The following is an 18,491-nucleotide window of genomic DNA, read 5'->3' as shown; positions in this document are numbered from 1 at the left end:
GTCACTCGCATCTATGATTGTGATTCGTAATAAAGGTTGAACATACGCAAATTGTCAGCTATTCTGGCTGGCTGTGGGCCTTCGGCGAAAACGCAGTACAGTGGCGCGACTACGGTGGTTGTGTGACGTGTGTTACCAAGCTCCGCAACGCGTGTTCCTCGGCAAAGGGCCGTCCTTTAAGTACTATCTTCGGGCGTCGAGACGACCGGCAACCAGCCCTCGAACACCGACCATCGCGCGGGCGCCGACCGTCGCGCGTGTAACGACCACCTGACAGGGCTTCGCGTCCGGGACACCATCGGAAGCGGGCCCGCGGTGCCGTCTCCCGCTACGGTCGGCTTTCCAGTGGACAGTCGGCCCTTGTCGACGACCACGCGCGGACAAACCGGTCGATAACTATCTCGCTGGCATGCTACCTGTGTCGCGATGGACCGAGGTTCTGGCAGCGGCGACGAGGAACCCACCGCGGAACCGACGAACACGGAGCCGAGGAACCAGGAAACGACGACCCGGGAGACGACGAACGGAGCGGCACAGACAGATGAGTCGGAGACCGGGACAGATGGATCGGTGACCAGGACCGATGAGTCGGTGCCCTGCGAGTCCGAGGGTGGTGTGGGCGGGTCGACCACTGGTGGTGTGGGCGGGTCGACCACTGGTGATGGTGGTCGCCGTCGGTTCCTCCGGTCGGTCGCCGCCGCGACCGTCGGCGGTGGGCTCTTGGCAATCCTCGGCGACCGCGACATCGTCCAGCCGGTCGCCGCGGCCGACCTCGACGCTCGCGACCCGACCGTCGTCGACGTGAACGCGGACGCGGACCCCGACGCGGTGTTCCCGCAGTCAGTGATGAGTGGCGGCCCGACGTCGTCCGGCGCCATCGTCTGGACGCGCCTCTCCCCGTCGGCCGCCGCACACAACGGCATGCTCGTCTGCCAGGTCGCGACCGACCCCGACTTCTCGGATATCGTCGTCTCCACCATCGTGCCCGACGCTCGGTTCTCGGCGCGCCACGACCACGTCGTCCAGGTCGACCTCGACGGCGAACTCGACGCGGACTCGTTCTACCACTACCGGTTCGTGTACGACGGCACGGCGACCCGCACCGGCCGGTTGCGGACGCTCCCGGAACCGGACGCGAGCCCCGACTCGCTGCGCGTCGCCGTCGTCTCGTGTCAGGACTACCAGAACGGCTACTACGGCGCGTTCCATCACGTCGCCGAGGAGGACGTCGACTTCCTCCTGCATCTCGGTGACTTCATCTACGAATCCGCGAACGGCCAGTACACCACGCCCGGCCGGCGCGTCCCCGAGGACAGGCGACTCTCGCTGCCGAGCGGCAAGCCGCTCGCGGAGTCCCTCGACGACTTCCGGTACCTCTACAACCGGTACAAGCGCGACCGGTTCCTCCAGGAAGCGCTCGAACGGCACACGCTCGTCGCGGGCTGGGACGACCACGAGATCGGGAACAACCGCTACTGGGACTACGCCGCCGACGCCCCCGTTCTCCCCGAGAAACGCAGGGGGCGCGACCCCGAGTTCGCGATACAGCTCACGGCGAACGGCATCCAGGCGTGGGTCGAGCACATGCCGATGCGTGTCGACTACGACCCCGAAGCCGAGCACCTCCAGAACCAACTCCAGCTCTGGCGGCGCGTCCAGTTCGGCGACCTCGTCGACCTCGCGGTCACCGACGAGCGCCTGTTCAGGAACGGCCCGCCGTGCCCCGACGGCGAGGTCGTGACGTGCTTCAGCGAGGACGAGCGCGGGCGGACGATGCTCGGCACCGACCAGAAGCGCTGGTGGAAGACGTGGACCGCGAAAAGCGACGCGCGCTGGACCGTGTGGTTGAACGAGGTGCTGACGATGCCGCTCACGCAGGGAACGGGCTGGAATCAGGTGGAGTTCCTGCACGACGCCTGGGACGGCTTCCAGCACGAACGCCACCAGCTCATGCGGCACCTCCGGCGACGCGGCCCGCGGAACTTCGTGACGCTCACGGGCGACCTGCACTGCGCGATGGCGGGCATCCAGCACGCGCACTACGGCGAGTTCGGTCGCGGCGACCGCGGACCACGCGTCGGCGTCGAACTCCTCGCACCGGCGGTCTCCAGCGTGAACGCCGCGGACGTCCTCACGTATCCCGCGTGGCTCGACGAGCGCGACGTCGACGACCTCGCGCTCGAGGAGAACCCGCACCTGGAGTTCGTCGACTGGCACGAGCACGGGTACGCGGTCGTCGAGTTCACGCGCGACGAGGCGCGCTACACCGCGTACGGCGTCGACATCGACGAGAACAGCGCCGACGCCGACCGACGGACGCTCGCCGAGTACGTCGTCCCCGACGGCCGACCGCGACTCCAACGGCGCGAGTGACCGACTGCGACGCCACCGGCGCGAGTAGCCGGCGGCGAGTCGCCGCGCTCAGACGTCGACCGGGTCGAGCAACCCGGGGGACTCGTTACCTGGGTCGTTCACCGCAGTCGACACCGGGTACGCGCGCATCCCGCCACGGTACGGGTCGAGCAGCGACGCAGCCTCGTCGGGGTCGCCGCGGAGCCACGTCGCCTCGTCCTCGCGGTCGAGGACGACCGCCATCCGGTGATGGAGGTCCGCGACGACGTCGTTCGGGTCCGTCGTCAGAACCGTGAACGACTCGACGCGCCGGCGTCGGTCGTCGTCGTCGCCGTCGGCGCCGAACGCGGCGAGACTGGACTGCGCGACCTCGCCCTCCCAGACCTCGTAGAGGCCGGCCATCGCGAACACGGACTCGTCGTCGAGCGTGACGCGATACGGTTGCTTCCCGCCGCCGCGCTCGGTCCACTCGTAGAACCCGTCCGCGGGCACGAGACACCGCTGGCGCGCGAACGCGTCGCGGAACGAGCGCTTCTCGCGAACCGTCTCCGACCGCGCGTTGATGGGGCGATTCGCGTCGTCGGGCTCGTCGACCCACGACGGCACCAGCCCCCACTCGGCGAACGCGAGCTCGCGACCAGCATCCTCCGGCACCGCCGCGTCCGGAGAGTCGCCGGATGCGTGCTCGTCGTCGACGTCGACGCCCGTCCGGACGACGGGGAGGGACTGTCGCGGCGCCGCGTTGTACCGCGGCTCGTAGCGTTCCGGGACGTGCACGCCGAAGCGCTCCGCGAGGTCCCCGGCCTCGACCGTCAGCGTGTATCGACCACACATACCTCGGCGTAGGAACGGCGAGCGCTTATGCGCACCGTCGGCGACGGTCGCTGGACCGCCCTCCCGGAGCCCTCACGCACCGCGGTCGTCCTCGTCCGCGAGCGGTAATCGAACGACGACGGTCGTCCCCTCGGCGCCGGTGTCGACCGCGACCGTCCCGCCCTCGTCCTCGACGAGCCAGTTCACGAGCCAGAGCCCGAGGCCGTCGCTGTGACTCAGTGGCGTCTCCGCGGTCGCGTCGAACACCTCGCGCTCGTGCTTCGGGATGCCCGGGCCGTCGTCGTGCACCTCCACGACCGCCCACGGGCCGCCGTCCCCGGGGTGCTCCTCGCGCGCGACGACGTCGACGCGCTGCGTGTCGCCCTCGTTGTGCTCGGCCGCGTTCTCCATCACGTTCTCGAACACGAACGGGATGCGGTCGCTCACCGACACCCACAACGCGTCCGGCGCGAACAGCGAGAACGCCGCATCGTACGTCTCCTCGAGCCCGTCGACCGTCCGCCGGAGGTGCGCGCCGAGGTCGAACGGTTTCTTCGTCACGTCCGTCTCGAACGCGCGCTCCAGCTCGCGAGCGCGCTCCCCGAGCGCCACCAGGTCGTGCGCCGCTTCGACGATCTCGTCGACCGCCGAGAGGTGATCCGGGAGCGTCTCCGCGTACCCCGCGACGATGTTCGCGGTCGTCCGGATGTCGTGCCGGAGCACGCGATTCAGGACCGACAACTGTTCGGCCTGCCGGCGGAGCTCGCGCTCCCGGCGCTCGCGACCGGAGACGTCCCGCCCGACGCCACAGAACCCGATGACGTCCCCGTCGGCGTCCGTGAGTCGCGTGCCCGTCAACTCGTAGGGTGCGGCGTCACCGGCCGCGGTCTCCAGGTCCACCTCGACCGTCGCCGCTCCCGTCTCCAGGATGACCGCGATGGCGCGCGCGATGCGCTCCCGGTCCGCGTTCACCACGAAGTCCGGCGCCGGCCGCCCCTCGAGTTCCGCGTCCGACAGCCCCGTGACGTCCGCGAGCGCCGAATTCCAGTACCGACACCGCCCCGTCTCGTCGAACACGTAGAACGCGTCCATCATCGAGTCCAGTGCCTGCTCGAAGAACTCCTCGGCCTTCCCGAGCGCGCGCCGCGACCCCGCGTACTCGACCGCACGATGCACGCGATGCGCGAGCACGTCACCCGCGTCGGCGCGCGTGACGTCCACGACCTCGTCGGCGCCAGCGGCGAGCGCGTCCGCGACCGCGCCATCGCCACCGTGCGTGACGACGACCACCGGCACGCGGTCGGCGACCTCGTCGACCGCGTCGACGAACCCCGCCAGGGACGCTGTCGGCGGGTCCGAGCCGACGACGACGCAGTCGACGACGCCGACCGCGGCCGCCGTCACCACCGCGTCCACGTCCGCGACCGCGTTCACGTCGAACGCGGGAAGGAGCCCGGAGACGTCCACGCCGACGGCGCAGACGCTCGCGCCACCGGTCGCTCCATCGTCCGACGCGAACTCGCGGAACACGACACGTACCTCGACCTACGACGTAAAAAGCGCTTCCGGCGGGACAGTTCTCGATACGCGGTCGGTCACAGGGTACGGACCCCGGTCAGGGCGACGCCGGCCCGCGGGACGGCGCGGTCGTGCGGTGGAGTCGCTCGACGTCCTCGTGGTCGAGCGCGGCGTCGTAGAACCGGACGTCAGCGAGCTGCCCCTCGAAGTCGGGCGTGTGCACGCCCTGGTCGCGGTCGACGTAGTGATAGCCGACCGCCGCACCGATCGCGTCGAGCGCGACCGGATACCGGTCCGCGGTCTCGCCGACGAGCTCGCCGTCGACGTAGAGGCACGCGGTCTCGCCGTCGACGACGTACGCGACGTGCTGCCAGGCGTCCACGGTCAGGGTGCTCGCGGGCACGCTCACCTCCGCGCGCGACCGGTCGGCGTCGCGGTCGTACAGCCGCCCGAGGAGTTGCTCGCGACGCAGCGCGAGCGTGAGTTCGTCCCACTTCGCGACGACCTGCCACGTCGAGAGCGACCCCGTCGGCCGCAGCCAGCACGCGACCGTCGCCGCACCCGCCGCGCCGAACGCCGGCGTCCGCAGCCGCCCGCCGTCGACCGCGTAGCCCGCGCCGAGCAGCGACTCGCTCGCCGGCTCGCCCTCGCCCAGGTCCGCCGGCGCGGTCGCGGCCGCAGCGCGCTCACCGAGCACCGGCCCCGAGCCGTCCACACCCGCGAACGACGACGCCTCCGGGAGTTCGCGGACGTCCTCGGTCCGGTCGGTCGCCCTCGACGCGCACGCGTCCACGCAGTCGTCCGCCCACGCAAGCGCTTCCTCGGTCTCGTTCCGCAGAACCGCGTGCGGCCGGCCGTCGTCGTACACGACCAGTTGCGCGACCCGATGCGTCCCGAGATCGCTCACGAACAACGCGAACTCCGGAACCGCCGCAGTCGCGACCGACGCGTCACCATCCACCACCATCCCATGCAGCCACCCCGAGTACGACGCCGCGAGCGCATCGAACAACGCCTCCGAGCACACCAACTCGACCGCCGTCTCGCCCTCCACCGCCTGCGCGTACAACACCTCCAGGTGCTCCACGCTCGACACGTCCGGAACTATCGCCCGAACCGACGACGCCCGCTCGAACGCCGCCCGAACCCCCGCACGCACGTCGAACCCCGCCACGTCCCCGACGAGCGCACGATCCGCCTCTCGAAGGAAATCCACCGACAACGGCGCCTCCTTCCACAACGGCTCCAACGCCGCCGCCGACCGCTCCAACGCCGTCGCCGACCGCTCGCACTCGTGCACGATACCGAGCGCCAACACCCCCGTCACCGTCGTCTCGAACTCCCCATTCAACCGCCGAATCAACCCCTTCGACGCCAACTCCTTCGTCGCCCGATCCACCGTCGACCGCGACGACCCCACCCGCTCCACCAGCATCCGCTTATCGAACGGCCCATCACGCAACAAATCCAGCACGTCAGCCCGCCGCTTCGCCACCTCCAATACCGACTCAGGCATCTATCACACGAACCCACCACGTGTACGCTGATAGACCTATCGGCCCCCAGACCACCAGACTGCGATACCGCCGACCAGTCTCCCCAACCATCACCACACGACCACTCCCCCACCTCGAACAGCGCCAACCACACGAACCCACCCGTCGCTATCGCTCGTCGTCGTTGTCGCCTCCAGAAACGCCAGGACAGGGATTCGAACCACGGTCGCAGCAAGCTGCTCCCTGATTCAAATCCTGTTTCCGCTTCTTCACCGAACGACTCGCTCGTCGCTATCGCTCCTCGCTCGTTGTTGCGGTGAAGAAGCGCCAGGACAGGGATTCGAACCGATACGAGACGGTCGCCCTCGCTCCGCTCGGGCGCTGCGACTCGTAGGGTTCAAACCCTGCGTCCGGCGATTCACCGCCGACAGCGTTCACTCGACGCTACGCGTCTCGTTCACTGTTGTCGGCGGTAGAATACGCCAGGACAGGGATTTGAACCCTGAATCCCGAAAGGGAACACGCTTTCCAGGCGTGCGCCTTACCGTTCGGCCATCCTGGCTCCGTTCGACGATACCGGACTCGGTAATTTAAGGGCTTTGTTTCCGCTTCGGGCGGTTAGCGAGCGCGGCGTCGGGGGACGCGGCGACGCAATTCAGGGCGTGTTCTGGAAGAGCCTGCGCTCGCCGACGTACGCGACGGCGGTCGTGACGATGCCGACGACGACCGCCACTCCTATCGCGGGGAGGAGGCCGATGCCGGTGTTCCCGAGGAGGACGTACCCCTGGTGGAGGACGAGGAACGACATCGCGCCGACGGCGCCCCAGAGGAGTGCGGACTTCGCGGCCGCGTCCATCACTCGGACGCGATGACCTCGATCTCGACGCCGACGCCCTTCGGGAGCGCGCCCGCCTGGACCGCCGAGCGCGCCGGCGGGTTGTCGACGAAGTACTCCTTGTACGCGGCGTTCATCTCCTCGAAGTCGTCGATGTCCGCGAGGAACACGGTCGCCTTCAGGACGTCCTCCATCGTGAGGCCCTCCTCCTCGAGGATGCCCTGGACGTTCTCCAGGCTCTGCCGGGTCTGCGTGGTGATGTCCTCGTCGTCGAGGAGTTCGCCGTCGGGCGTCATCGGTATCTGGCCGGCGGTGAACACGAGGTCGCCGTTCGTCGTCGCCTGACTGTACGCGCCGACCGCTTCGGGTGCGTCGTCCGTGCTGATGATGCGCTTCATGCGCGAGACCACTCCCGGATGCCTCTTAAAGACTGGCGGGTCGGCGTCGGCCCCAGGGCGGCTTCCGGCCGCCGTCGGTTCCCGCCCGTTTTTGGCTCCGTGGGGCGGACGCGTGGGCATGGACCGACGTCGTGCGTTCGCGGCAGGCGCGTTCGCGGTCGCGACTGGCGGGGCACTCGCAGCGCACGCCAGCCGTCGGCTCTCGCGTGCTCGCGTCGACGACGTTCCCTTGGCTCGCGTCCGCTCGCGCGGTCGCGTCGGCGCGGACTTCCACGAGCGGTCGGGGCTCGCGGGCGACCGCGTCGTCGGCGAGATGGACGACCTGGACGCGTTCGCTCGCGAGGACTTCGAGACGTCGCGGGTCGCGCCCGCGGTGCGGCGGTTCTACGAGCGGACGAGCGAGTACCGGATGACCGTCAGCGCCGGGTGGCATCGGCCGTTCAGGGCGGGCGCGGCGCTCGCGGCCCCGGTCACGAGCGCGCTCGAACAGCTGAACCTCCCCGGTCCCTGCGAGCGCGGTCGCGTCCGCGTCGTCGAGAACGACCTGTACGCGCTCGACGCGGACGCCGCCACGAGCGCGACTGGCGGCGCGGCGGACGTGGTCGACCCGCGCGAGGACGCGCGGTTCTGGGTGCGGACGGACGTCGACACCGGCGAGGCGGTGTTCGTCGCCGTCTACGGGTCGCACGTGCACGACGACCGGCGGTACGTGAACATCGCCGTGCCACTCCCCGGTGGGACGCTCTCGACGGTGCTCGAACCGCGAGCGCTCGCGCTCGCCGAGGGCGACGACGTCGGCGTCGACCTGACGACGCGCGCACCCGGCCACCCCGGCCTGTTCTGGTCGACCGCGACCGCCGACTACCGGCTCCCGGCCCACCAGCGCTTCCGCGTCTGGCCCGCCGACGCCACACCTGCCGACGACGCGACGCCCGCCGACGACGCGACGCCCGCGGACGACGCGACAGCACCGAGCGTCGACCGCTCGAGTGCGGTCGTCGCGACCCACGAGATGTGGCTGTTCGGCCGCAAGTTCCTCACCGTCCGGTACGGCGCCGAGAGATGAGGAGACTCATAGGCTCGTGCTCGCTACCTGGAGGTATGTCCCAGTCGTCGACGGACGCGCCCGACGGCTCTGGTCGGTCTCCGCTCTCTCGGGTGCGTGCCGCGAAGGCCGAGCGCGCCGACGAGCGCCTGCTCACCGGGCCGAAGCTCATCCTCTTCGGTATCCACGTCAGCCTCGTCGGCGCCGTCCTCCCGGAGTTCTGGCCGCTCGTCGTCGCCGGCCTCGCGGTCAGCGTCCTCGGATTGACGCGCTGACGCCAGCCCGTGCGGCGGTCGACGCCGGTGCCGACTCGCGAACGCGTGGCGTTTTGTGACCCCGCTCCCAACCTGCGGGCATGAACGTCGTGTCGCTGCTGCCGTCGGCGACGGAGATCCTGTACGCCGTCGGCGTGGAACCGGTCGGCGTCAGTCACGAGTGCGACTACCCGCCCGAGGCCGAGCGCCTGCCGGCGGTGAACTACGCGAACGTCGACCCGGAGGCCGACAGCGCGGAGATCAACGCGCAGGTCGCCGAGGCGGAATCGTCGGGCGAGGGCGTGTACGGTATCCGCGTGGACGTGCTGGACGAACTCGACCCCGACGTCGTCGTCACGCAGGGTATCTGTGACGTGTGCGCGGTCGATTCGGTGCTCGTCGAGGACGCGGTCGAGCGCATCGACGCGAACCCCGAGGTGGTGACGACGGACCCGCATCGCCTCGAGGACGTCGTCGGTGACGTCGAGCGCGTCGGCGCCGCGGTCGGCCGCGAGGACGAGGCGCGCGAGGTCGCCGCGGACCTCCGCGAGCGCGTCGACGCCGTCCGCGAGCGCGTCGACGCCGTCCGCGAGGCGACCGGCGCGGAGCGTCCACGAGTTGCCATCTTCGACTGGCTCGACCCCGTGATGGTCGCGGGGCACTGGATGCCGGACGTCGTCGACGCCGCCGGCGGCGAGTACGGGATGGTCGACCCCGGCGAGTCGGCGCGCCCCCGCGAGTTCGCCGAGGTCCGCGAGTACGACCCCGAGGTTGCCATCGCGGCACCCTGCGGGTTCGGCCTCGACCAGACCGCACGCGACCTGGACGCGCTCACCGGCCACGACGGCTGGGAGTCGCTCTCGGCGGTCCAGTCGGGGCGGACGTGGGCGCTCGACGGCCATCACTACGCGAACCGGCCCGGTCCCCGTATCGTCGACACGGTCGAGCACGTCGCCGCGATGCTGTGGCCGGACGCGTTCGACGCCCCACCGCGGGAGGCGGCGCGGCCGCTCGCGGAACTGCACGCTGAAGCCTGAACCGATAGAAACCGAGCGAGACGGCGGCGTCAGTACGCTTCGAGGCGGACGTCGCCGTTCCCGGTGTTGGCGTCGATGCGGTGACCGCCGTCGCCGATGCGGCCCCGGACGTGCCGGCGCTCGTCGACGTCCGCGTCGACGGTGACGTCGACGACGCTGACGCGACCGTTCCCGGTCGACAGGTCGACGCGCGCGGCGAGCGCCGGGCCGACCCTGACCGTGACGTCGCCGTTCCCGGAGCTGATATCGGCGTCGCGGTCGAGCGCGGCGAGTTCCACGGTGACGTCGCCGTTCCCGGTGGTCGCGCTCGCGACGCCGCGGGTCGCGGTCGCGGTGACGTCGCCGTTCGACGACTCCAGGGTGACGACGCCGTCGACGCTCGACGCCGCGACGTCGCCGTTCCGGGAGGACGCGTGGACGTCGCCGGCGACGCCGGAGACGTGGACGCGGCCGTTCGCGGTCTCGACGCGGTCGACGCGGACGCCGGCGGGGACGCGAACCTCGACGTCGTGACGGACGCGCCCGCCGAGGAATCCGTCGCGTTCCGCTCGCGCGTGGACGACGTACCGGTCGTTCTCGACGGCGGTCTCGACGGGCGCGCTCTCGAGGGGGTTCCCGAGGCCGTTCGACGCGACGGTCGACCGCACCTTCACGCGGTCGAGGCTGTCGTCCGCGAGCACGCGAACGTCACCGTTCTCGGCGATGACGCGAAGCAAGCGGTCCTCGGGGACGACGTACAGCGCGGACTTCGAGCCGTTCGAGATGCCGCCGCTCGTCGAGATGCAGCCGGCGAGCGCCGTCGCGGCGACGGCGGCCGTGCCCGCGAGGAAGTGGCGACGGTCGATGGAACTGGAGGTGTGAGATGTACGGGGAGTCATGCGTGGGAATACGCGCGCCGAGGAGATAATATCGTACTGACACTCGCGAGCACGGGTCGGTCCGGGCGGTCGCGACAGGTGTTCGCGATGGCGGCGCGGTCAGTCCCGGAGCGTGGCGACGGCGCGCGTGACCGAGCGGAGGCCGACGAAGCGGGGGACGCGCTCGCGGTACGCGAGGTACGCCTCGCCGTAGGTCTCGCGGAGCCACGGCTCCTCGACGACGGCCTGGAGGCCCATGAACGCCGCTGCCCCGGCGGTCAGGGCGGCGACGAGCGTCGAGTTCGACAGCACGGCGAGCGACGCGAAGAAGACGAGGTACGCGAGGTTCTGCGGGTTCCGCGAGTACCGGTAGAGGCCGTCGGTCCGCAACTCGTCGACCTGGCCCTTCGTCGCGTCTCCACCGAGGTCCTTCCCGGACTTGAGGAGGAGCGCGACGCCGGCGACGAGGAGGACCGCGCCGGGGCCGTACAGAGCGAGTCCTGACACCGGGAGCCACGTGCCGCCCCAGTCGAGCGCGGTCGTCGCGAGGAACCCGAGGAGGAAGGTTCGCGAGAACGTCACGTAGACTTTGAACTTGCGGTCGTCGTCGCCGGACGGCCAGAGTCTGACGTCCGAGACGAACGTCACCACCATCATCGCGAACAGTGCGACGACGCACGCGCCAGCGACCGCGAACGCGACGAGTTCGACCATCGCTTCCGGACACAAACTGTTAGAATTTAAAACCTCTGGTGGTTTGGGTGGGAGGTCGCCGGGAACCCCCCCGGAGACGCGTTTACTCGGGGACCGCGCACGTCTCCTGGTAGGTCTGGCTCGCGACGCTCTCGACGGGGTCGTCGCCGCAGACCGGGCACTCGGGGTTGGCGCGGTAGGGGACCTCGTCGGTGGTGAGGTCGGCGGCGTCGTACGTGAACATCCGCCCGACGAGGGGGTCGCCGATGCCGGTGACGAGTTTGACGGCTTCGGTCGCCTGCACGGCGCCGATGGTGCCGGGGAGGACGCCGAGGACGCCCGTCGTCGCGCAGTCGGGGACCGTTCCGGGCTCGGGCGGTTCGGGGAACAGGCACCGATAGCACGGTGCACCGCCGGCCGCGATGGTCGTCGCCTGTCCCTCGAACTTGTAGATGGCGCCGTGACAGAGCGGCGTGTCCGCGAGGACGCACGCATCGTTCAGGAGGTATCGCGTCGCGAAGTTGTCGCTCGCGTCCACCACGACGTCGTACTCGGCGACGAGTCCGGGGGCGTCGTCGCGGTCGACCCTGGTCTCGTGGGTCTCGACGGCGACGTCCGGGTTGAGGGCTTCGACGAACTCGCGGGCGCTGTCGACCTTCGGGCGGCCGACGTCGGCGTCCGCGTGGATCACCTGCCGCTGGAGGTTCGAGCGCTCCACGACGTCGTCGTCCGCGACCCCGAGCCGGCCGACCCCGGCGGCGGCGAGGTACTGGAGGACGGGCGCGCCGAGGCCGCCCGCGCCGACGACGAGGACGCTCGCGTCGAGCAGCGCCGCCTGCCCGTCGGGCCCGACCTCGTCCATGATGACGTGCCGGGAGTACCGGTCGAGCTGGGTCGCGTCCAGGTTCAGGTCGCTCACGGCCGGACGTAGCGCGTCGAGGAACTTACGTCCGTGGATACGACGCCGTCGAGCGCGGCCGAGACGGTGACTGCGGGTGGTTTCGGGATGGTTACCGCGTCCCTGCCGGTTCGTATCGCGAACTGTCGTAGGAGCATACTTTATATGCCTGCCATGCGTTACCGTGTCATATGGCGTCCGCACCCGATACCGGTGACGACGTGTTCGACCAATTCCTCGAGAACCGCGGTCACGAGACGGAACCGGTAGGGTGGGAGCGAAACTACAACAAACTCCAGTGCCCGGAGTGCATGGCGCTCCACGACGACGGCGCTGCCGCGTGCACCGTCTGCGACTGGGAGCCCTGACTGAGCAGGCCACAGAGTGGTAAAACCTGATTTTCACACTCTTCCGGAAAGTGTAACAAACAGTGCGAAGTCCACCGCAGTCACTCGATTCCACTGGTGGTGGCCGGTGGCTATTGCGCCAGCCTACCACGAGCGGCGGTACCATTAATACAGATTATTCCCCTACAGGAAGATGGAGTTCCAAATGCCGGAATGTCAAAACTGCGGGTCCTTCGTCACGGATGCATACGCCCGGGTGTTCACACCTCGGGGCGTCGAGAACCCCCGAGTATGCCCGGACTGCAAGGACAAGATCCGCGACGGTAGCGACGTGCGCGAAGCCCGCTCTCCGCGCAACAACTAGCATCGTCCAGGGAACGCCCCGTATCGCTCGTCGACCGCCTCCGGGACCTTCTCCTCGTCCGGCATCTAGCGACGCGTTGACCCCGCCCCGCCGAACCCACGGTCCTTATGAACGTTCGGGCCCAGTGTGGGTACAATGACCGACTCGGACGCGACACTCACCCGTCTGTTCGGTGGTCCCGGCAGCGGGAAGACGACCGCCCTCCTCGACAAGGTCGAAGGCATCCTCGAAGACGACGACGTCGAGTTCCGCGACATCCTCGTCGTCTCCTACACGCGAGCGGCCGCCGCCGAGATCCGCGAACGCCTCGCCGAGCGCCTCGACGAGAACCCGCGGGCGCTCCAGGGGAACGTCTGCACGATGCACGCGAAGGCGTACGACCTCCTGAACCTCTCCCGCGGTGACGTCGTCGGCGAGGACGACAAGGAGGAGTTCTGTGACGACTTCGGCCTCGAGTTCGAGGACGAGTACGGCGGTGCCGGCCGGCGGACCGCGCGGTCGACGACTATCGGGAACAAGATCATCGCGACGAGCCAGTGGCTGCAGCGAACGAACCGCGACGTGGCGGACTGGTACGACGTCCCCTTCCAGTGGAACGAGGAGGAGGTCCGCCTTCCGCCCGAGATCGACCCGAACGCGCAGGAGGGCAACAAGTACACGCCGACGTGGCCGAGCGACGACGACCGCATCGACGTCCCCGACGCCATCCGCGGCTGGCGGTCGTACAAGGGCGAGAACGGCGTCATCGGGTTCGCTGACATGCTCGAACGCGTCAAGCAGCGGTCGCTGCTCCCGAACGTCGAGTACCTCGTCATCGACGAGTTCCAGGACATCACGAAGCTCCAGCACGAGGTGTACGAGGAGTGGAAACCGCACATGACGGGCATCCTCATCGCGGGCGACGACGACCAGGTCGTGTACGCGTGGCAGGGCGCGGACCCCGACCTCTTGCTGGAAGCGGACCCGGACGAGGACGTCATCCTCCCGAACTCGTATCGGCTGCCGTCGAACGTCCTGAACGTCGTGAACCGCGAGATTCGACACATCTCGAAGCGCCAGGACAAGGACCTGAAACCGCGGAAGGAGGGTGGTGTCGTGGAGGCGGTGCAGCGACCGTCGATGCTCGACCTCGTCCGGAACGTCCGCCGCACCGTCGACGAGACGATGGACGACGACGACCCCGAGACGGTGATGCTGTTGTTCCGCGCTCGCTACCAGATGTTCCAGTTCATCGACGAGTTCATCACGGAGGGGATTCCGTTCAAGTGCCTCACGGACCAGCGGATGTGGACGGACCGCCTGGACGATTACGTGACGGCGGTCGAGCGAGTGGACGAGGACGAGGCCGTCAACGGACTGCAGGCGCGTCGGCTCGCCGACATGCTCGCGGATTCGGCGTTCGGGACGAACGAGCGCGACGACCTCTTCGATACGGTCGACGAGATGGAGGAGGAGGCGGGCGTCGAGGACCTCACGGACCTCGAGATCCCCGCCGACGTCATCGGCGACCACGTGCCGTTCATGCCGGGGCCGGCGTCGGCGTCGGACATGGTGCGGAAGGTGACGTCGTTCCAGAAGAAGACGATGAAGGCGTACTTCGCGAGCCCGGACTACCACGGACTGCCCCGCGATACGGTCCGCCTGGGGACGATTCACTCGGCGAAGGGTCGCGAGGCCGATCACGTGTTCGTGGGGACGGACCTGACGGAGAAGGTCGTCGAGCAGATGGCGGCGACCGCGGACCCCGACGAGGTCCCGGGTGGGCGCGAGTTCACGAAGACGACGAGTCCGGTTCCGATGTTGACGGACAACGAACGCCGCGTGTTCTACGTCGGGATGTCGCGTGCTCGCGAACGCCTCGTGCTCCTGGAGAACCTCGTCGATGGGGCGCCGACGCTCCCCATCGACGTGCTCCTGAACAACGAGCCGACGGGCACGGACCTCGAGGACCTCATCGCGCAGGCCAAGGAGCCGATGGAGGCCGCGGACTAGGCGAGAGATGGGTGGGGACGCAGGCAGCCCACAGCTCGCGGTCGAGTACGCGCCGGTTCGCGAGGCGCTCGCGGACCGCGAGGCGACGGCGTTCGTGCACGTTGGGACGAGCGACGACGCTATCCTGCGGTATCTGGCGCGGGCGAGCGGTCTCGACGGCGAGCTGGGGATGTGCGTGACGCCCGAGCAGGCGATGTTGTTCGCGCCGGACTCACCGGACGGGGCGCGGGAGGCGTTCCCGGGTGACCGCGTGCTGCCTGGTGGTGGCGACGTTCCGACGGGCGAGCGCGTGGCGGTCGCCCTGGAGGACCTCGGTCGGGAGGGCTCGGTGCTCGCGCCGCGGTCGATACCGCACGACGCGGCGCTGTACCTGGAGGGCCGCGGGTTCGAGGTGGCGTCGACGTCGGTCGTCGAGGACGCGCGCGTCGCGAAGACGGACGCGGAGCGTCTTCGGGTGCGGAGCGTGCAGATGGCGGCGGACGCCGCGGTCGAGCGCGCTCGCGCGGTCCTGCGCGAGAGCGAACGCCACGGCGGTGGCGACGGTCACGGCCATGGGCACGCTGGCGACGAGGCGGAGGTCGAGCCGGCGGACGACCACCTCGCGTTCGAGGGGATGGCGTTGACGACGGAGCGGTTGCGCCGCGAGGTCGCGACCGAGCTCGCGGGTGCGGGCGTCGACCCGGGCGTGGTCGCGGTCGGCGCGGGCGTGGATGCGACGCCGCGGTCGGACGCGGCACTTCGTCCGGGCGAACCGGTCGTCGTCGCGCTCGCGCCGCGGGACCGCGACGGCTACCACGGGCGCGTGGTGCGGACGCTCGTCGTCGACGGCGACGGCGGGTGGACGCGGCGCGCGCAACTCGCCGCGGACGGTGCGGTGGACGCGGCGCTCGCTGAACTCGAACCGAGCGTGGACCTAGCCGCGGTCGAACGCGAGGGTGCCGCGGAGGTGTCGGCGTACGGGTTCGACGACCCCGCGAGCACGTTCGATGCGCACGGCGTCGGCCTCGCCCGCCGCGAACGCCCCCTCGACGGCGACGAGACGGTGCGCGAGGGCGCGGTCGTCGCGCTGGACGCGACAGTCTCGGGGCCGGACGGCGTCGTTCGCGTCGCGGACCTGGCGGTCGTCACCGACGACGGCGCCGAAGGCCTCGGCACCGCGTCCCGGTCGCTCTCGCCGTAACTCGACTGTTCACCGTGACTCGACTGCGCACCCTGACCGGCTTCGATTCCGTCTGACTCGCTCGGGCTCGTTCTCGAACGCGGTCTCTCGCTGGGAAGCGCTTACGAGCCTCGTCGTCGAACGTCGACCCATGAGCGAGCGCGCTGTCGAGCTGGAACGCGCGACCGGTGAGCAACTCGCCGACGTCGAGGCGCTCCTCGTGGGGAACGACCTTCCAGCGGCGGACGTCCGCGAGGGCCCCGGCGAGTTCTTCGTCGCGTTCGACGACGGTGAGGCGGTCGGCATCGGCGGGCTCGAGGTGGCTGGTGACGTGGCGCTCCTCCGGTCGGTCGTCGTCCGCGAGGCGGCCCGCGGCCAGGGCTACGGAACGGCGGTCTGCGACGCCCTGGAACGCGAAGCCCGCAACCGGGGAGTCGACGCGCTCTACCTCCTGACGACGACCGCCGCGGGGTTCTTCGCGGACCGCGGGTACGACCGCGTCGACCGCGACACCGCACCCGCCGCGCTGCGGGATACCGCCGAGTTCGCCGACCTCTGTCCGGCGTCGGCGACGTGCATGCGCAAGCACCTGTAGCCACCGTGCCGGAGCCGCCATCGGACTGTCAGACCCGGCTTCGCTGGCGGGTCCGCGGGCCTCCGCACCTGGTAGCGTCGCCTTTTCTGATGGTCGAACAACAGCTAAGCCGCTACGAAACCTAGCTATTGTTGATTACAAATGACTGCAGCCATCGACAACACCTCGGCGAACAAGCGGCTCGCGAAGGAACTCTCCACCCTGCTCTGGTCGGGCAAGTACGACGAGTTCGAGGCACACTGCACAGCCGACTACGTCGGCCACGACCCCGCGGTGCCCGACGGTATGCGAACCGTCGCCGACGTGCGCGACCAGTTCGACCCGATCCACGACGCGATGAGCGACGTCACCTACGAGGTGCTCGACGTCGTCGCCGAGGGCGACCACGTCTTCCACCGCGGGCGAGTGTCCGGCATCCACACCGGCGAGTACATGGGGATGCCGGCGACGAACGAACGAATCAGCATCGAAGACCACATCGAGTGGCGGTTCGAGGACGGCAAACTCGCCGAGTCCTGGGCGCAGTACGACGCCATGGGCGTGATGCGACAGATCGGCATGGACGTCCCCGGCGCGAACTGACCGACGACCACGGCCTTCATTTGCGCATCGGTACCTAGTCACAGAGTAACACTTTACTGACAGGTGAAACGATTCGTCGTATGGCCTCACTCGAGGACCACTACGACGCGCTCCGCGCTCGCGACCGCTACGAGCCAGTCGACGACCACGCCAGCGAACCGCTGGCGCTCGGCGACCTCCCGCCGGCCGAGGTCCGCCGCCGATTCGTCGTCGGCGAGGACGCCCGCGCGTTCGCCGACCGCGCCGGGACCGACGGCGTCCTGACGTTCGGCGTGAGCGTCACCGGCCCGCCCCACGTCGGGACGCTCGGCCAGATGCAGACCGCTATCGCCCTCCAGCGCGCCGGGTTCGACGTCCAGTTCGTCGTCGCCGACTTCGAGCCCTACAGCACGCAGGGGTACGCGCTCGACGTCGTCCGCGAACGCGCCCGGCGGTTCGTCGCGTTCGTCGACGCGCTCGGGTTCGACCACGACCGCGGCCGCCTCCGCACCCAGTACGGTGCCGAGGACGTCACGCACACCGCGTACCACCTCGCGCGGTACGCCGACCCCGAGCGCGACATGGCCGCGGTCGACCTCGACGTCACCGCGTGGGAGCGCGCGAACCGCGACGCGTACGACGACGCCGGCGTCGACGCCGCCGCACTCGACGAGACCGACCTCCCCAGCGACTGGGAACCAAGTCGCTTCACGCGCCGCATGGACGGGTTCCTGATGGTCGCCGACATGCTCCACCCGCTCGTCGCCGACGACTACGCCGCGAACTGCATCGTCATGGGCGCCGACGAGCGCTCGCTCCGCCCGATGGTCGACGGCGTCCGCGAACGCGCCCCCACCGACGGCACCCTCCACGCCCTCTACACGCGCCTCGTTCCCGGCCTCGACGACCAGCCGAAACTCTCCCGGCGCCTCCCCGAGTCGCGGTTCACGCTCGCCGACGACCCCGACCGCATCCGCGCCGCCGTCCGCGGCAATCCCGACGCGCGCTGGCGCGTCACCGACGACGTCGTCGTCGAGATGATGCGACTCGCGAGCGCCGAAGACGCCGACCAGGTCGCCGCGTGGCGGCGCGCCCGCGACGCGGACGAGGAAGCCTGGAGCGCGGCGAGAGCCGCGTTCGCCGACGAAATCGCCGGCTACGCTCGCGACTGGCAGGCGACAGCGCGAGCGGAGTGAAGCGACGGCGTGGAAGGAGTGAAACGACGACGCGGTGGGAGAGACGCCCGGGGACGCCGACGCAACCACTTTGGGGCGCGC

General features: G+C 69.7%; 19 protein-coding genes and 1 tRNA gene. 11 read left to right on the top strand and 9 right to left on the bottom strand.

From position 1 onward, the window contains the following. Positions 1 to 426: 426 nt before the first annotated feature. Positions 427 to 2,373: an alkaline phosphatase D family protein gene (locus VYJ16_RS04170; RefSeq protein ID WP_336349047.1), complete on the top strand. Its 1,947-nt coding sequence runs from the start codon at positions 427 to 429 to the stop codon at positions 2,371 to 2,373. Between the two features lie 48 nt (positions 2,374 to 2,421). Here the strand turns inward: VYJ16_RS04170 and VYJ16_RS04165 are convergent, their stop codons facing one another. From VYJ16_RS04165 to VYJ16_RS04140, 6 genes are all read right to left on the bottom strand, one after another. Continuing rightward, positions 2,422 to 3,186: an SOS response-associated peptidase gene (locus VYJ16_RS04165; RefSeq protein ID WP_336349046.1), complete on the bottom strand. Its 765-nt coding sequence runs from the start codon at positions 3,184 to 3,186 to the stop codon at positions 2,422 to 2,424. A 72-nt stretch (positions 3,187 to 3,258) separates the two neighbouring features. Beyond that, entirely contained in the window at positions 3,259 to 4,695 is a 1,437-nt protein-coding gene (locus VYJ16_RS04160) for a PAS domain-containing sensor histidine kinase (RefSeq protein WP_336349045.1), read from the bottom strand. Between the two features lie 85 nt (positions 4,696 to 4,780). Next, positions 4,781 to 6,199 (bottom strand): LamG-like jellyroll fold domain-containing protein, encoded by a 1,419-nt coding sequence (locus tag VYJ16_RS04155; RefSeq protein ID WP_336349044.1) that lies wholly within the window; start codon positions 6,197 to 6,199, stop codon positions 4,781 to 4,783. A gap of 460 nt (positions 6,200 to 6,659) precedes the next feature. Continuing rightward, a tRNA-Ser gene (locus VYJ16_RS04150) sits at positions 6,660 to 6,741 on the bottom strand. Between the two features lie 93 nt (positions 6,742 to 6,834). Next, positions 6,835 to 7,035, bottom strand: a complete 201-nt coding sequence (locus VYJ16_RS04145; protein WP_336349661.1) for a DUF7981 family protein — start codon at positions 7,033 to 7,035, stop codon at positions 6,835 to 6,837. Further along, positions 7,035 to 7,412, bottom strand: a complete 378-nt coding sequence (locus VYJ16_RS04140) for a Rid family detoxifying hydrolase (RefSeq protein ID WP_336349043.1) — start codon at positions 7,410 to 7,412, stop codon at positions 7,035 to 7,037. The genes VYJ16_RS04145 and VYJ16_RS04140 overlap by 1 nt, the downstream gene beginning before the upstream one ends. Before the next feature lie 118 nt (positions 7,413 to 7,530). Between VYJ16_RS04140 and VYJ16_RS04135 the strand changes: the two genes are divergently transcribed. The 3 genes from VYJ16_RS04135 (at position 7,531) to VYJ16_RS04125 (ending at position 9,748) form a co-directional block, all read left to right on the top strand. After that, positions 7,531 to 8,478, top strand: a complete 948-nt coding sequence (locus tag VYJ16_RS04135) for a hypothetical protein (RefSeq protein WP_336349042.1) — start codon at positions 7,531 to 7,533, stop codon at positions 8,476 to 8,478. 35 nt (positions 8,479 to 8,513) lie between these two features. Continuing rightward, a complete protein-coding gene (locus VYJ16_RS04130; RefSeq protein WP_336349041.1) occupies positions 8,514 to 8,732 on the top strand; it encodes a hypothetical protein in 219 nt (72 codons plus the stop codon). An 80-nt stretch (positions 8,733 to 8,812) separates the two neighbouring features. Then, complete coding sequence (locus VYJ16_RS04125) at positions 8,813 to 9,748, top strand: ABC transporter substrate-binding protein (protein ID WP_336349040.1); 936 nt, start codon at positions 8,813 to 8,815, stop codon at positions 9,746 to 9,748. Positions 9,749 to 9,777: 29 nt separating this feature from the next. Here the strand turns inward: VYJ16_RS04125 and VYJ16_RS04120 are convergent, their stop codons facing one another. From VYJ16_RS04120 to ubaA, 3 genes are all read right to left on the bottom strand, one after another. Next, positions 9,778 to 10,626 (bottom strand): DUF4097 family beta strand repeat-containing protein, encoded by an 849-nt coding sequence (locus VYJ16_RS04120; RefSeq protein ID WP_336349039.1) that lies wholly within the window; start codon positions 10,624 to 10,626, stop codon positions 9,778 to 9,780. Positions 10,627 to 10,725: 99 nt separating this feature from the next. Next, a complete protein-coding gene (locus VYJ16_RS04115) occupies positions 10,726 to 11,319 on the bottom strand; it encodes a methyltransferase family protein (RefSeq protein WP_336349038.1) in 594 nt (197 codons plus the stop codon). Positions 11,320 to 11,401: 82 nt separating this feature from the next. Then, a complete protein-coding gene (gene ubaA / locus VYJ16_RS04110; RefSeq protein ID WP_336349037.1) occupies positions 11,402 to 12,217 on the bottom strand; it encodes an SAMP-activating enzyme E1 in 816 nt (271 codons plus the stop codon). 170 nt (positions 12,218 to 12,387) lie between these two features. Here ubaA and VYJ16_RS04105 point away from each other — a divergent pair, with 170 nt between their 5' ends. The 7 genes from VYJ16_RS04105 (at position 12,388) to VYJ16_RS04080 (ending at position 18,410) form a co-directional block, all read left to right on the top strand. Next, complete coding sequence (locus VYJ16_RS04105; RefSeq protein ID WP_336349036.1) at positions 12,388 to 12,564, top strand: HVO_0416 family zinc finger protein; 177 nt, start codon at positions 12,388 to 12,390, stop codon at positions 12,562 to 12,564. A gap of 184 nt (positions 12,565 to 12,748) precedes the next feature. After that, positions 12,749 to 12,907: a DUF7563 family protein gene (locus VYJ16_RS22150; RefSeq protein WP_418934290.1), complete on the top strand. Its 159-nt coding sequence runs from the start codon at positions 12,749 to 12,751 to the stop codon at positions 12,905 to 12,907. A 135-nt stretch (positions 12,908 to 13,042) separates the two neighbouring features. After that, the gene (locus tag VYJ16_RS04100) at positions 13,043 to 14,899 is read left to right on the top strand and encodes an ATP-dependent helicase (protein ID WP_336349035.1); all 1,857 of its coding nucleotides are present in this window, start codon (positions 13,043 to 13,045) and stop codon (positions 14,897 to 14,899) included. A gap of 7 nt (positions 14,900 to 14,906) precedes the next feature. Continuing rightward, positions 14,907 to 16,079 carry a M24 family metallopeptidase gene (locus tag VYJ16_RS04095; protein WP_336349034.1) on the top strand — a complete coding sequence of 391 codons (1,173 nt, stop codon included), beginning with the start codon at positions 14,907 to 14,909 and terminating at the stop codon, positions 16,077 to 16,079. 130 nt (positions 16,080 to 16,209) lie between these two features. After that, a complete protein-coding gene (gene arsN2, locus VYJ16_RS04090) occupies positions 16,210 to 16,653 on the top strand; it encodes an arsenic resistance N-acetyltransferase ArsN2 (protein WP_336349033.1) in 444 nt (147 codons plus the stop codon). Between the two features lie 141 nt (positions 16,654 to 16,794). Continuing rightward, positions 16,795 to 17,235, top strand: coding sequence for an ester cyclase (locus VYJ16_RS04085; protein WP_336349032.1), 441 nt, complete (start codon positions 16,795 to 16,797; stop codon positions 17,233 to 17,235). An 80-nt stretch (positions 17,236 to 17,315) separates the two neighbouring features. Next, positions 17,316 to 18,410 carry a nucleotidyl transferase family protein gene (locus VYJ16_RS04080; RefSeq protein ID WP_336349031.1) on the top strand — a complete coding sequence of 365 codons (1,095 nt, stop codon included), beginning with the start codon at positions 17,316 to 17,318 and terminating at the stop codon, positions 18,408 to 18,410. The last annotated feature ends 81 nt before the right edge of the window (positions 18,411 to 18,491 follow it).

Origin of the sequence: Halorubellus litoreus, from assembly GCF_037081675.1 — an archaeon.
Classification (GTDB): domain Archaea; phylum Halobacteriota; class Halobacteria; order Halobacteriales; family Natrialbaceae; genus Halorubellus; species Halorubellus litoreus.
The sequence above is the reverse complement of the archived record's forward strand: the minus strand, read 5'-3'. Positions and strand labels throughout refer to the sequence as shown.

What these genes read in the sequence shown, in the direction of transcription:
- VYJ16_RS04155 (WP_336349044.1), bottom strand. Translation starts at nt 6,199, where the DNA reads ATGCCTGAGTCGGTATTGGAGGTGGCGAAGCGGCGGGCTGACGTGCTG.
- arsN2 (WP_336349033.1), top strand. Translation starts at nt 16,210, where the DNA reads ATGAGCGAGCGCGCTGTCGAGCTGGAACGCGCGACCGGTGAGCAACTC.
- VYJ16_RS04170 (WP_336349047.1), top strand. Translation starts at nt 427, where the DNA reads ATGGACCGAGGTTCTGGCAGCGGCGACGAGGAACCCACCGCGGAACCG.
- VYJ16_RS04135 (WP_336349042.1), top strand. Translation starts at nt 7,531, where the DNA reads ATGGACCGACGTCGTGCGTTCGCGGCAGGCGCGTTCGCGGTCGCGACT.
- VYJ16_RS04165 (WP_336349046.1), bottom strand. Translation starts at nt 3,186, where the DNA reads ATGTGTGGTCGATACACGCTGACGGTCGAGGCCGGGGACCTCGCGGAG.
- VYJ16_RS22150 (WP_418934290.1), top strand. Translation starts at nt 12,749, where the DNA reads ATGCCGGAATGTCAAAACTGCGGGTCCTTCGTCACGGATGCATACGCC.
- VYJ16_RS04095 (WP_336349034.1), top strand. Translation starts at nt 14,907, where the DNA reads ATGGGTGGGGACGCAGGCAGCCCACAGCTCGCGGTCGAGTACGCGCCG.
- VYJ16_RS04115 (WP_336349038.1), bottom strand. Translation starts at nt 11,319, where the DNA reads ATGGTCGAACTCGTCGCGTTCGCGGTCGCTGGCGCGTGCGTCGTCGCA.
- VYJ16_RS04140 (WP_336349043.1), bottom strand. Translation starts at nt 7,412, where the DNA reads ATGAAGCGCATCATCAGCACGGACGACGCACCCGAAGCGGTCGGCGCG.
- VYJ16_RS04120 (WP_336349039.1), bottom strand. Translation starts at nt 10,626, where the DNA reads ATGACTCCCCGTACATCTCACACCTCCAGTTCCATCGACCGTCGCCAC.
- VYJ16_RS04105 (WP_336349036.1), top strand. Translation starts at nt 12,388, where the DNA reads ATGGCGTCCGCACCCGATACCGGTGACGACGTGTTCGACCAATTCCTC.
- VYJ16_RS04125 (WP_336349040.1), top strand. Translation starts at nt 8,813, where the DNA reads ATGAACGTCGTGTCGCTGCTGCCGTCGGCGACGGAGATCCTGTACGCC.
- VYJ16_RS04100 (WP_336349035.1), top strand. Translation starts at nt 13,043, where the DNA reads ATGACCGACTCGGACGCGACACTCACCCGTCTGTTCGGTGGTCCCGGC.
- VYJ16_RS04080 (WP_336349031.1), top strand. Translation starts at nt 17,316, where the DNA reads ATGGCCTCACTCGAGGACCACTACGACGCGCTCCGCGCTCGCGACCGC.
- VYJ16_RS04130 (WP_336349041.1), top strand. Translation starts at nt 8,514, where the DNA reads ATGTCCCAGTCGTCGACGGACGCGCCCGACGGCTCTGGTCGGTCTCCG.
- VYJ16_RS04085 (WP_336349032.1), top strand. Translation starts at nt 16,795, where the DNA reads ATGACTGCAGCCATCGACAACACCTCGGCGAACAAGCGGCTCGCGAAG.
- VYJ16_RS04145 (WP_336349661.1), bottom strand. Translation starts at nt 7,035, where the DNA reads ATGGACGCGGCCGCGAAGTCCGCACTCCTCTGGGGCGCCGTCGGCGCG.